The following is a 13,053-nucleotide window of genomic DNA, read 5'->3' on the forward strand; positions in this document are numbered from 1 at the left end:
CAGTATAGATACTGTTCCGTAAAAATGGTAGTATGGGTTTAATTGGAATTTTCAACCTGCTTGAAGGGGGATATAGTTTGTTTAAAAAGCTATATATACAACTAAGATTATTGATATATTCACCACAGATTAATCAACAATTAAAAGAGTTAGAAAAAAAGACAAAAGATTTAGAGTTGAGACAAAGAGAGATAAACAATACAAAAGTTATGATTTCAGATGACTACATGGTTAATGTAGAGAAGGACCATGAATATATCTTAAGGTATGTAGAAGGCGGAAGTTGTTTTGCTTTTCATAATAAAGCCAATCAAATGATTAAGGATCTACCATCAGATTCTACACCACAAAAAATTGACCTATTACAAAATCAATACATAGAGCTTTGTGATAATTATAACAGTGAGTTTCTAAGGCTTAAGAATAGCATAGACCAGATTAACGAGACACTAAAACCTTACTACGCTGGAGTAGAAAGCTATCATGAGGAGATAGCTAATCTTAAGAGGGATTATTTTGCTAATTCTTCATTACAAACTATGAAAATAGAATATGAAGATATTTATAGTTTCTTTAAGGATGCTGGACCTGTAACCAATATGGTAGAAACATTCTTGGATACGTATCCTAATTTGGATTCACTCGTGAAAGATTGGAATAAGGAGTACGTAGTTAAGGAGTTAAAGAATAATGATGTATTATTCAATAATATAGACGGTAAATCTTTAGATGAACAACAAAGAAGAGCTGTAATTGTTGATGAGGATAATAATTTAGTAGTTGCAGGTGCTGGGTCTGGAAAGACATTAACAATCTCTGGAAAGGTAAGATATCTAGTTGAGACGAAAAACATAGACCCTGAAGAAATATTTTTGGTAACTTTTACGAAAAAAGCTGCTGGTGAGATGGAGGAGCGAATAAAGAAAAAGCTAAACATTAATGTTGAGGCAAGTACTTTTCATAAGCTAGGTATGAATATTATTGGTAAGACGAGCAATAACAAACCAGATGTTCAAGATGAACCGAAGGAGATTATAAATAAATACTTTGAAAACGATTTATATGATGATCCAGAACAGTTAAAGAAGATTATCGAGTATTTTGGTTATTATATCAATGTTCCTAAGGATATGGAGGAATTCGATAATCTTGGAGAATATTATGATCACTATAAACAATTGGAATTTGAAACGCTTAGAAGCAAGTATGAAGAAAATAAATATATTCAAGAGAGTTCTCAAAGATTAAAACGTTATAAAAGAACTTTAAGCGGTGAAAAAGTAAAAAGTCTAGAAGAAGTGATGATTGCCAACTTCTTATTCTTAAATGGCGTTAATTATCAATATGAAGAAGCATATAAATACTCTACCTCTGATGCATACAGGAGACAATACAAACCTGATTTCTATCTTCCTGATTATGATATCTATATTGAACATTTTGGTATAAACAAAGATAATCAGGTACCTTGGTTAAATGAATTCTATGAGAAAGAATATCTAGAGGGTATGGAATGGAAGAGGCAAGTACATGCTCAGAACAGAACAAATCTAATAGAAACCTATTCGTACCTAACCAATGATGGTGTTCTTTTAGAAACACTTCGTCAAAAATTATTACGAGCAGGAGTAAAGTTCAAAGAAGTCGATTTCATCGACATCTTTAATAAGATATATGATACAGAAAACTCCAATCACTTTACGGAATTCGTGAATTTTGTATCTACTTTTATTAATTTATTCAAATCTAATGGTTACGACTATGACATGTTTGATGAGTTAAAGAAGCTAGCGCCCAAGGACCACAGTTTTTCTTTTCATCGAACGAACTTGTTCATCGATATTGTTAAACCTGTCTATGAATATTACCAAAATGCTCTGAAAGAACAACACCAAATCGACTTCAACGATATGATAAATGATGCTACGGATGCAGTTGAATCAGGTGAAGTGAATTTCCCATATAAATACCTCATTATTGATGAGTATCAAGATATCTCAGTTAGTCGATTTAATTTGATTAATGCCATAAAGAAGAGAACTAATGCCAAAGTGATGGCTGTTGGAGATGATTGGCAATCTATATATCGCTTTGCGGGTTCAGACTTAAGTTTATTTACAAAGTTCCAGGAGTATTTTGGATTTAGCGAAATGTTGAAAATCGAAAATACCTATCGCAATTCTCAAGAACTCATTAACTTTGCTGGCGAATTTGTCATGAAAAACAATCAACAAATTAAGAAAAACTTACAGTCTGCCAAAAGAGAGGAAGAGCCAATTAAAGTAATTAAATACAACGGGTTAACTACTCAAGAAGATGGAACAGATTTAATAGATGCTTTTCTCAAAGTTATTGAAAAGGTTGTTCAGAGCTATGGGGAAGACGCTGAAGTTATGCTTTTAGGGAGAACAAATTATGACATCAAATTCTTGGATCAATACTCTGAATTTAAGATAACTAAGAATAATAATGTAACTTACAGCAAGTATCCAAATTTGAATATGTTCTTTTTAACAGTACACAAATCCAAAGGTCTTGAAGCGGATAATGTGATAATTATTAATGGTAAAAATGATTTATTAGGATTTCCCAACCGTATATCAGATGATCCTCTGTTGTCATTGGTTCTAACTGAACAGGATGAATTTACTTTTGCAGAAGAACGAAGACTTTTCTATGTTGCACTCACTAGAACTAAGAACAAAACATTTATTTTAGCTCCTGAGATTAATGAATCTATCTTTGTGAAGGAATTAATTGAAAAACAACATGTTGATTATGAGCTGGTAAGTGACAGAGTCACGCTTACCAATAATCCAAAGTGTCCTAAGTGTGTACAAGGTTTTCTTCTAACAAGAGAGAATAGTAGGAACAATAAACAGTTTCTTGGTTGTAGTAATTATCCTAAGTGTAATCACACAATTAATGATGTCAGAGTTATCAATGACCAGGTAATTTGTTCAAACTGCAAAGGATATATGGTCTTACGAAATGGACCTTACGGGGAATTCTACGGTTGTAGTAATTATCCTAGTTGTACAAACAAGCTAAAATTAGCTGAATTATAGGGTGTTTTTGAGGTGTTAATATGAAACAAGATTCAAATCAAGAGCTATATCTAAAGATTTCAAGGTTCCTTTCAAACAACGAATTATTGTTTGAATTAAATTCATCATTAAGAGAGTTTAATCCTTTCAAAGTCTTAAAAGTTGATCAGTATGAGATTCGACATTCTAATATGTTAGCCTGGTTGCTTGATCCTAAGGAGAATCATGATATAGGAGATTTATTCTTAAAAAAATTTCCTCTGAACTGTTATGTGATACCCCAGCTTTATCTATAACAGACATTTTATATAATGATTTTTCTGATGGAGTTGTAGCAAGAGAGTGGAGAAATATTGACTTAATGTTTGTATCCAAGAAGCATAAACGGGTTCTTTTCTTTGAAAACAAAGATCATGCTAGTTTGGCTAATCATCAATTAGATACTTATTTACAAAGAGTAAAGACACATTATCCAGACATGGAGCATTACATCCCCGTTTATTTAACACTAACTGGTGAAGATGCTCCCCATAATGATTATTATAGTCTAGGGTATAAGACCATTATTGATATTTTAAAGTCCATCATCATGCAATCTAAAAAGAGAATGGATGCAAAAATAATGGATTTTATTCAATACTACATAAGGGTTCTGGAGGATTTAACGATGGAAGATGAGAAATTAGTTCAGCTTTGTAAGGATATTTATAAGCAAAACAAGGACGCAATAGATGCAATTATTGAATATGGCATTGATGATAGTACACAGTTTAATGAAGCGGTACAAGAGGTTATGTCACATTACGATATTATTGATCATCAAAAAGATAAGAGATTCTTTAACAATCATAAGGAATATTGGTTTACACCGAATAGCTTTGCTAAACAATTAGGTGAGTTAACTTCCAATTGGAAATCACCTTATCCTATTGCTTACTTCTTCGCAAAAGAAGAAAGTAAACTAAAGCTTATATTAAAGGTTGGTCCTATTAAAGATGGTCAAGAACGTCTTGATTTATTAAATAAGATAAATAACAACGACCCTAATGACTATTTTAAGATTAGGGGTGAAGCTTTAAAGTATCAAACTGTAAAACATACAAAGATTAGGACTAGAAGTATAGATGTTAGTGATTAGGATGATTTTGATCATGTTAAATCAAAAGTTAAACACTTGATAGGTACCGTATTTACATATAACGAAGTAAACAAAGAGATTACAAGCAATATTTTATAGAACAAATAAGTTGCAAAAATGAACACATTTTATACCTTCTCGGTTCTCCGAGAAGGTTTTTTAGTTATATAAGAATCATATCTTTTTTCCCATATTTAAGCATGATACCATATTAAGGAAATGTTTTGGTTTATTGAATATTAGTGGAGGACATGTAGATGAGTAGAATTTATTTTTTAACAATGTGGGTATTGGTTATTGCAATCTTAACAGCTTGTTCAGAAGGTCGAGTGAATAATAATAGTAATAAACCTTTACCTGCTGAAAATCAACCACTTATGACTACTAGTGAGCAAGATGCGCAATCTAGCGAAAATAATGGTGAAAGTGAAACACAAAAAACTGATTGGACTGCTTATAAGATTGATAAAAAAGACACTTTCAAAAAAGTAAAATTCACTATTTCAGATGTTGCAGTTACAGATAATTATCAAAACACAAATGAAGATGGTGAGACGTCTGCGGTAAGCATAAAAATTAAAATCGAGAACACCTCTGAGAATGAAGTTTATAACACCTATCCTGACCAAATGACATTAGTTACCTCAACAGGAGAACAAATCAACAACCCTGTTTATACAAATAATACCAACCGATTGGGTGGCAAAATTCATGAAGGGGTTGTAAAAAATGGTATGGTAACATGGGCTTTGCAGAAAGGAAATGTTGATGAAATTGTGTGGGTGAAATTACAATGGAAATCAGATGAGATGGTAGGATCAAATGAAGATATTTCAAGGGATAGTTTCAAAACGCACTCCATGAAAATAGTACTACCAAAATATTAGATTTATAAAATGGCTAAGTTTAGACTTAGCCATTTTATATTTTCTGAATTAAGCAATTAGAATAAGGATCTTTAATTTATCTTTTAATTTGTCCCCATACTGAATGAAAAAGAGTATTATTTATCTCTGTTAGATGTTGTTTCAAATCACGTTAATTTAAGGATTTGAGAGTATATGTAACATTCTTCTTTGGATTTACATGAATTAAAAATATCTTATAAATAGATAGGAAAAGGTATAATCTCTATCTTGTTTTCCGTGTTTTTGAATTTTTCGGTTGTCGACTTCAAAAATTAAATCCGACGAAAAATCGGGTTCAAAATCTATCATTATTAGTCTGAAATTGTAGATTGATAGTATAGTTTGAAAGAAAAGATGCAGATTGCTGATAGGGAAATGGGGGTGGGTTAGGAATGATGGCATGCTAAATAAACCTTTTAAGGTAATGTTTCAAAAAGGCTAAGAGCGTTTGGATATTATATGTAACTAAGAGACTCTTTTGTAGGTGTGATATAAGCCACCTAACACTGGAGTCTCTTCTAATTTGCTTTCTTCTAAACTTATTGGCAAATAGGTTGGAGAGAGATTAGGTGTCTTCCCGTTGATTCCTTGATGTGTGCGATAATTGTTGTAGTATGTATAAAAGATTTCCAGGAATCGATCTGCTTTTGGGTTGGGGTTTTACGTATATTTGGTAAGTACTTAGCAATGGTGTTAGGAGCTGGGATATTTTTAAATCCTAAAATAGCCAGTCTGTCGTGAATCTTTTCCAGAGAATGTAGGGATTTTCTTTATGTACTTTTTTGATTGTCGATTCTTTCGATAATGTAGGACGACCGGGTTTTTGTGATTTACGTTTCCAAAATCGTTTAAATGCTGTGCGATGCCATTTAATCACGGTTCAGATTTCACAATGATAAGGGAAACTTTCCAACCACTATGTATCTTCGAAAGAATACCCCATAACTGTCTGAATGACTGGTTCGGTCTTGGCTTTGGTAGCTGGTTTTTTTGATAGTGATGGTTATAGATGGACAGCTGGAAATTTAGCAAAAGAATCTACCAAAAAATAATTAAAGATGTAAAAATAGAATAGATTAATAGAGGGGAAGTGGAAAGGAAAGCATGACATAAGGAAAATAAGATATTGAGGCATGACAAATAAGCCTTTCAGTTTTAATAAGTTTTAAAAGGCTTGGTGTTTTGAGTTAGAACTGATTATTAAGTGACTCTCTTATAAGTGTGATATAAGCCACTTAAAACAGTCATTATCGTGTATGATATATTTCGATGTTTTACCTTAGGACGTTGCATTACGTAACTGTTGTTTAACCCAATTCATATTTGGATGCTTGCTTACACCAAATTGGATTATTCGGCGTGTTTTATGCTGGATGATAATGAACACATATAAGACTTCCATCTTAATAGTTGGAACGGTTAGAGAGTCTACTATAAATTCATAGTAGTGAAATAATAATACTTAAGTATGTTTATTTGAATAAAAATGTAGTTGGCTAGTATAAGCCAAAATACAATGACATCTAGTCTCGATAGATTAAGGAGCTCAGCAGTAGGGGGCAAATTTATGATACTAAACGCTATGTTGATTAGAATAGTTGTCTGGATGGGGCTGTAGGCTGTAAGGTTTTCTGTTAGCTTTGTTCACCATTGCATGAACTTGAGCAAGCAAGGATTGACTATCAACAATCTTACCTAATTTTGTTTGCCAGACAATTGTTATATTGTATGGCTTTTTTGAGCGTGTTATGATGATGCAAACTAAAACACAGGCAGAAGGAGAAAAAAATATGAATAATCCTGTAATCATTGTAGGTGCGGGTTTAAGTGGCCTACGTGCTGCTTCACTACTTACAAAACAAGGCATTAACTGTAGGGTTCTAGAGGCTAGAGACAGGATTGGTGGTAGGGTTTTGAGTACTTCAGTCCCAAATAGACCTGACTTAGGCAGTTTTGACCTTGGTCCCACGTGGTTTTGGCCACAGTATGAGAGCTATATGGATAATATTGTTAAAGAACTTAACTTAGAAACATTTGACCAATATAAGGAAGGCGAAATACTTATAGAACGGTTTCAAATAAAACCTCCAGAGCGCTGTTTATTAAAAGAAAATTCTGATGAAAAATGGGTTCGATTGACGGGAGGCGTTCAGTCTCTTATTGATGCTCTAGCAGAGACTATCCCCAGTGAAATAGTTGAGCTAGAAACACAAGTTAAGAAAATTCAGCAGAATGAAACTGGTGAGGTTACGGTTGAAGCAGAACTTGCTGATGGGAAAAGGGAAAGAATTCCGGCTAGTTCTATTATTTTAGCATTGCCACCACGTCTTGTGGCGCAACACATTGAATTTTCGCCTTCCCTCCCTCCAAGTCTTATGGCTGATATAGAAAATAAGCCTACGTGGATGGCGGGACAGGCCAAAGTAGTTGCAGTCTATGATCGTCCCTTCTGGAGAGAATCAGGACTTTCTGGATATGTATTGAGTGGCGTTGGTCCCTTAGAAGAAATATATGATGCTTCTCCTAATAAAGGCTCTGGTGCATTATTTGGTTTCTTCGGAATGCCTGCAGAAGCACGTAAAAAAATGGGTCAAGATAAAACATTACAGTTGGTTGTTGACCAGTTAGTTAAACTATATGGAAATGAAGCTAAAAACGTTAAGTCTATTTTTTATAAAGATTGGTCCAGTGATTCTGAAACAGCTGTTGAGGAAGACTTTAATCCTCTTAAAAATTACGAGAGTTATGGTCAACCACCAGTAGAAGGCGTTTGGGATAAGAAGATTATTTTTGCTGGTACAGAGACAAATGCACAATTTAGTGGACATCTTGAAGGAGCACTTCGATCAGCTGAACAGGCAGTATTGGATATAAATAGATATTCTTAGGTGGCTGTTACCACCAAGAATAAGTCGAAAAATCTTTTCTTTGATTATGTAAGCCCTGCAGAATAAAACGTCGTTGCAGGGCTTTTTAGTTTTAAAATGAAATCTAAAACCTCTCTGCAAATAGCAATAGAGTGAGCAAGAGTGCACTAATTTATGTCTTTCTTTCAAAAGTATGGATGAATGTGTAAAACTATTCGTAATTCGGTAGCTAATGAAAAATGTATCTTGTGAAAAAATAAAGGAAGTAAAAGAGAATATTCAATTGATTTGTTGGCTGACAATACGTAAGTTCTATCAATATTCACTCATAATCTTCCTGAAGAATAGCATTTCTTCTTTTATTTGTTTTTTTATATTAGGTCTATCACATTTTATATAATCATAGGAGAGTTGTTTCAGGTGCTTGGTGAACATAAAAAAGTCAAAATCAGTCATCCTGTTTTTTCCACCCCCTGGAAACTAGTATGAAGGTTAATTTAGGTGGGAAAAATAGTTTCGACAAAACCTCCCATGAATTTGGTGACTATTTTCACTACACATTACTAGATCCATGGGTGCCTGTTACCACCCGAAATAAATTGGAAAATATTTCTATTCAATAGGAAAGCCCTGCAGAATGAATCATCTCTGCAGGGCTTTTTAGTGTTATTGGATATCTAATTGCTTTATTTTGCTTTTTATTTGTTCAAGTCGTTCCTGTCATCAACCTAAATAACGGTTCTAGGCAATAGGTACCTGTAACTTCCCGAATTATATTGAATTATTTTATGAAACAAAAATTTTCGGTTGGTGACAGGAACCTGTTCGAATAAAAATGTTTATTCACAGACACCAACTAATCGACTCCTTGCGATTACTAAAACGAAGAAATCTAATTCGTTATAGTACAGGAGTCGATAGAAATGAATTATGTAAGTTTAGCGATAAAACATCAACCGTTTAAATCCAAGGAGGAAATGAATGAAGCCATTAAATTTCATATTGGAGAGCATGGGTCTCAATTGTCAGACACTGAAGTAGAGATGATTCATCTTTTGTCTCGATATGCGTGTAAGTATCCAGGTGTTGCTTTTCTTAAAAATGATACCATTGCCAATTTAATCGGCAAAAGCAGAAGAACGGTGATTCGAGTATTAAATAAGCTAGTCGATCTTTCTATTATTACCCGCATTGAAAATATGCGCCTTCAAAGTGGAGGAAATGGTGCAAATCTATATATTATTAATCCTACAGTCACACCGAATATGTCACAGAGAGAGGAAGCTATAAACGCAGAAGTATCAACGGATGCAGCACCAGAAAAGCAAGATGAACCATTATCTTTTAAAAACATAAATAAAAAAGAATCTAAAGAATCGTTACAGGTGGAAGGATCTCATCTTAAGAACTCCTATCGGGAATTTAAACAATTCGTCTATTGCTTTATTCCAGAAAAGAATTTTTTCTACCGTTTGTACCGTTCCTACAAAGCGCAAATTAAGTCATTAGAAAATATCTATGCTGAGGAAACGCTTCATGAGGTAGGCATTCAAGCTTTAAGAGCGATGTTCTCTGCCATGAAGGTGAAAGACGTACATAATCCTGTTGGCTATTTCAGTCGAGTAGTGAAACAGAAGTTAGATGATCTATACTTAGAGTGTTTGAGGGAATTGGAGGAGGGTCCAAACGGGGAGTACGATTATGGAGTTTAGAAAGATACACTAAATTTAAACGCCTATCTCCATTGTCCAATTTGAAGAAGAAGGCATACCAGGGAAAATATCAGTAGAAACTACGGAGTGTTTTGACCTGCAACGCATGTTAGCTGAGATAGAGAATGATATTATAACTGACCTTATATATTTCATGAGAATTACAAAAGACTTAATCGAACTCATTGAAATCATTAAAGGTAAAGGCACAATAATCACGAGCATAAGAGGTAGGGGATAGTATATTTCACAAGAGAAGCCAGACAGTCAGTTCTCATTCTCATTATGGCTTGTGTAATCAACTAGAAAGAGACCTAATCATGCTGAGGCAGAAAAAAGGTATATACTGGCTGAGGGGGAAGAAAAGTAGAATTTAAAAATATGTAATAGTCATAAAGGATGAAGCAAGCGTGAGTTGGAATTGTGTGAGGCGTACAAGAAAAGTTATGCGCCCTGCATAATGAAACACTTCTGCAGGGCACTTTAGTTTTAATAAGCCTTCATAATTTGGGTATTTAATGTTTCATTTATCATTTTATTTGTTTTAGTCTTTATTGTGGCTTAGCTATATTAACACAGCTAAAAGCCACTCCTTATTTCAATAGGGCGTAGAGCTGGTCTTTATTGGTAATCATGTCTCCTAATGTGTATTTATCTAATACCGAAATGAAAGCTTCGAGCGCTTCGTTTAGAACTCCTTTTAGTCGACATGCTTTAGATATAACGCACTCATTATTTTCTTGATCAAAGCACTCTACGATATGAAAGTTTTCTTCCATATCCCTAACGACATCACCAATATTAATAGTTGCTGGATCTTTCCCGAGTCTCATTCCTCCGCTACGGCCACGAATGGTTTCAATATATCCTGACGCACTAAGCTGACGAACAATTTTGATAAGGTGATTATTAGAAATGCCATATATTTCAGCAATCTCTTTCGATCGGACGAGTTGGTCTTCCTGCCTTGTGGCAAGGAACATTAATATTCTTAACGAATAATCGGTATATTGGGTTAAATGCATTGTTTTCACTCCTATATCTTATCTTTTGTGAACATTTTATAAAAGTTGCATGTAAAATGTTGTTTTTATAAATGGAATGCCTTAGTCTTAAATATATAAGAGCGAAAGAGAATGAGCAAATGCTGAATAAAAGAAAGGAAGTTTTACCATGTTAGATTCAAAGACGATTGAGATTGTAAAGAGCACCGCACCGGTATTGCAGGAGCACAGTCATGCTATTGGAGTTCGATTTTACGAATTACTGTTTACGAAAGCCCCTTCACTGTATAACATCTTTAACCAAACCAACCAAAAAAGAGGGATACAGCAGGATGCATTAGCGTATTCCGTTTACATGGCAGGACAACATATCGATAACTTAGATGCCGTCAAAGGAATGGTAGAAAGGGTAACCGAAAAACATAGAGCGCTTGGGGTAAAAGCAGAACAATATCCAATCGTCGGAGAAACCTTGTTAGAAGCAGTGAAGGATGTATTAGGAGATGGTGTGAATGATGAAATTATCGAAGCATGGGGAAAAGCTTATCAAGAAATAGCGGATATTTTCATAAGTATTGAAAACGAGCTTTATGAACAAGTAGAGCAAGAGGTTGGAGGATGGACAGGACTTCGTTCATTCGTCATTGATCAGAAAGTAAAAGAAAGTGATGTTATTACTTCCTTCTATTTAAAAGCTCAAGATGGAAAGCCAATCCCAACTTATCAGGCTGGCCAATACTTAACGTTACAGGTGGATATAGAAGGAGATCAATACTCTCATATGCGACACTATACCATCTCCGACGCTCCAGGGAAGGACTATTACCGCATCAGTGTGAAACGCGAGGACGCATTGACGGAGGACGTGCCTGCTGGTAAAGTATCGAATTATTTACATCAACAGCTTGGAGAAGGAGATGTTCTACAAGTTACAGCCCCTGCTGGAGAATTTACAGTGTCTACAGAAGAAATGCCACTTGTATTAATCAGTGGAGGAGTCGGAATCACACCAATGATGAGTATGCTTAAGGATGCGGTTCAAGAAAATCCAGAACGAGAAATCACTTTTATTCACGCAGCTCAGAACAGTAATGTACATGCTTTGCAGCAAGAAGTATTGGAGTTAATCAATCAGTATGATAACGTAACATCTTATATTGTTTATTCGGAGCCAACAGAACAAGATAGAAAAGATGAACTTTTCGATAGAGAAGGACTTATTGAAAAAGAATGGTTACAAGCCATTCTAAAGGATAACCAAAAAGACTTTTATTTCTGTGGACCAGTTCCTTTTATGAAAGTGGTAAATAGCGCATTAAAAGAGTGGGGAGTTCCTGCAGAGCATCGACAGTTTGAAGCATTCAGCCCAGTAAGTACGATTGAGGCGTAGGTATCAGTTGATCGAATAATCTTTTAAACCAATATAGAAGCCATGCAGATACAACTCTGCATGGCTTTTACATCTAAATTAGGCTTTTTAATTTTGGGCTGGGTTTATAAAAGACTGCTCTATCGTTCAAGTTGGAGATACCTTCGTTCCTCTCATGCATTCACAAGACGATTCTTTAAATTCGCTAATTCCTCTTCCAAATCTTCTAATTGTTTTTCAATTTTGGCAGTGCTCCCACCAATAGATTCTTTCTTTTCTAAATCTCCCTGCATCCGAATATAATCCGATTTTAATAGGTTGATTCGATCTTCTATTTCTTTTTTAGTCATATCAGCCAAGCCTCTCATCCTTTCTTGGTATTCATATCTTCTTAGAGTATAAACCATCCTATCTGCCTGTTACTACCCTAATGATTTCAGAAGTATCTACTGCAATAGGTTAGGTTGCCTGTGTTTAATATTCGAATAAACGGTAGATAAATAGGAAGAATCTATCCCTTAGCTGTTAATATTTGTTATAATATCCCGTGAACCACAAATAGGAGGCTCACATATGAAACTAAAAGTATTAGGGATTGCACTAGGAATTGCCTTATTCACTGCAGGGTGTTCAGGCGATAGTGAAGAAACGGAAAAGCAGGAACAATCCAACCACGAAACAAAAGAAAATGAAAATACAGAAATGACAGGAAAAGTATTAGAAGAAGACGGTGTTGTTGATGGATCTGTATACACCGAAGATGGCTCTGCGGTTGGAACCATTATTTTAGAAGCTTCTGTTAAGAAAGAGAAGGGGAAACAATTAGCCGAAAAATACGCAAAACAGCTGCAAAATGAGTACCCAGACATGAAAGTAAACGTTCAAGCCGTTCAAGATGGGGAGAATATAGCGAATATCGTAAAAGAAAAAAGTTCAGAATAAGATTTAAAGTCCAGCTAAAAAGGCGTATTCCTTTATTATGAGGAATACGCCTTTTTTTGCTTATAG

General features: G+C 34.6%; 10 protein-coding genes. 8 read left to right on the forward strand and 2 right to left on the reverse strand.

What is annotated here, in order from left to right; all coding sequences use genetic code 11:
* Window positions 1-77 precede the first annotated feature (77 nt).
* The 6 genes from GLW08_RS10465 (at window position 78) to GLW08_RS10490 (ending at window position 9,672) form a co-directional block, all read left to right on the forward strand.
* Window positions 78-3,068, forward strand: a complete 2,991-nt coding sequence (locus GLW08_RS10465) for a UvrD-helicase domain-containing protein (RefSeq protein WP_160848606.1) — start codon at window positions 78-80, stop codon at window positions 3,066-3,068.
* Between the two features lie 20 nt (window positions 3,069-3,088).
* Entirely contained in the window at window positions 3,089-3,343 is a 255-nt protein-coding gene (locus GLW08_RS22110; RefSeq protein ID WP_160848607.1) for a PD-(D/E)XK nuclease family protein, read from the forward strand.
* 5 nt (window positions 3,344-3,348) lie between these two features.
* Window positions 3,349-4,185, forward strand: coding sequence for a PD-(D/E)XK nuclease family protein (locus tag GLW08_RS10475; protein WP_337193934.1), 837 nt, complete (start codon window positions 3,349-3,351; stop codon window positions 4,183-4,185).
* Window positions 4,186-4,442: 257 nt separating this feature from the next.
* Complete coding sequence (locus GLW08_RS10480; protein ID WP_160848608.1) at window positions 4,443-5,072, forward strand: hypothetical protein; 630 nt, start codon at window positions 4,443-4,445, stop codon at window positions 5,070-5,072.
* A gap of 1,811 nt (window positions 5,073-6,883) precedes the next feature.
* Window positions 6,884-7,981, forward strand: coding sequence for a flavin monoamine oxidase family protein (locus GLW08_RS10485; protein ID WP_160848609.1), 1,098 nt, complete (start codon window positions 6,884-6,886; stop codon window positions 7,979-7,981).
* Between the two features lie 902 nt (window positions 7,982-8,883).
* Window positions 8,884-9,672 (forward strand): helix-turn-helix domain-containing protein, encoded by a 789-nt coding sequence (locus tag GLW08_RS10490; RefSeq protein ID WP_160848610.1) that lies wholly within the window; start codon window positions 8,884-8,886, stop codon window positions 9,670-9,672.
* Window positions 9,673-10,265: 593 nt separating this feature from the next.
* Here GLW08_RS10490 and GLW08_RS10495 read toward each other — a convergent pair.
* On the reverse strand, window positions 10,266-10,697 hold the full coding sequence (locus tag GLW08_RS10495) for an Rrf2 family transcriptional regulator (protein WP_160848611.1): 432 nt from the start codon (window positions 10,695-10,697) through the stop codon (window positions 10,266-10,268).
* A gap of 148 nt (window positions 10,698-10,845) precedes the next feature.
* Between GLW08_RS10495 and hmpA the strand changes: the two genes are divergently transcribed.
* On the forward strand, window positions 10,846-12,066 hold the full coding sequence (gene hmpA, locus GLW08_RS10500; protein ID WP_160848612.1) for an NO-inducible flavohemoprotein: 1,221 nt from the start codon (window positions 10,846-10,848) through the stop codon (window positions 12,064-12,066).
* A 152-nt stretch (window positions 12,067-12,218) separates the two neighbouring features.
* Here the strand turns inward: hmpA and GLW08_RS21635 are convergent, their stop codons facing one another.
* Complete coding sequence (locus tag GLW08_RS21635) at window positions 12,219-12,395, reverse strand: SE1832 family protein (protein WP_202406314.1); 177 nt, start codon at window positions 12,393-12,395, stop codon at window positions 12,219-12,221.
* A 223-nt stretch (window positions 12,396-12,618) separates the two neighbouring features.
* Between GLW08_RS21635 and GLW08_RS10505 the strand changes: the two genes are divergently transcribed.
* Complete coding sequence (locus GLW08_RS10505; protein ID WP_160848613.1) at window positions 12,619-12,987, forward strand: hypothetical protein; 369 nt, start codon at window positions 12,619-12,621, stop codon at window positions 12,985-12,987.
* The last annotated feature ends 66 nt before the right edge of the window (window positions 12,988-13,053 follow it).

Origin of the sequence: Pontibacillus yanchengensis, from assembly GCF_009856295.1 — a bacterium.
Lineage (GTDB): Bacteria > Bacillota > Bacilli > Bacillales > BH030062 > Pontibacillus > Pontibacillus yanchengensis_A.

Excerpts from the sequence above, each read along its gene's own strand:
- GLW08_RS22110 (WP_160848607.1), top strand. The coding sequence starts at position 3,089 with ATGAAACAAGATTCAAATCAAGAGCTATATCTAAAGATTTCAAGGTTC.
- GLW08_RS10480 (WP_160848608.1), top strand. The coding sequence starts at position 4,443 with ATGAGTAGAATTTATTTTTTAACAATGTGGGTATTGGTTATTGCAATC.
- GLW08_RS10485 (WP_160848609.1), top strand. The coding sequence starts at position 6,884 with ATGAATAATCCTGTAATCATTGTAGGTGCGGGTTTAAGTGGCCTACGT.
- GLW08_RS10490 (WP_160848610.1), top strand. The coding sequence starts at position 8,884 with ATGAATTATGTAAGTTTAGCGATAAAACATCAACCGTTTAAATCCAAG.
- GLW08_RS10495 (WP_160848611.1), bottom strand. The coding sequence starts at position 10,697 with ATGCATTTAACCCAATATACCGATTATTCGTTAAGAATATTAATGTTC.
- hmpA (WP_160848612.1), top strand. The coding sequence starts at position 10,846 with ATGTTAGATTCAAAGACGATTGAGATTGTAAAGAGCACCGCACCGGTA.
- GLW08_RS21635 (WP_202406314.1), bottom strand. The coding sequence starts at position 12,395 with ATGACTAAAAAAGAAATAGAAGATCGAATCAACCTATTAAAATCGGAT.
- GLW08_RS10505 (WP_160848613.1), top strand. The coding sequence starts at position 12,619 with ATGAAACTAAAAGTATTAGGGATTGCACTAGGAATTGCCTTATTCACT.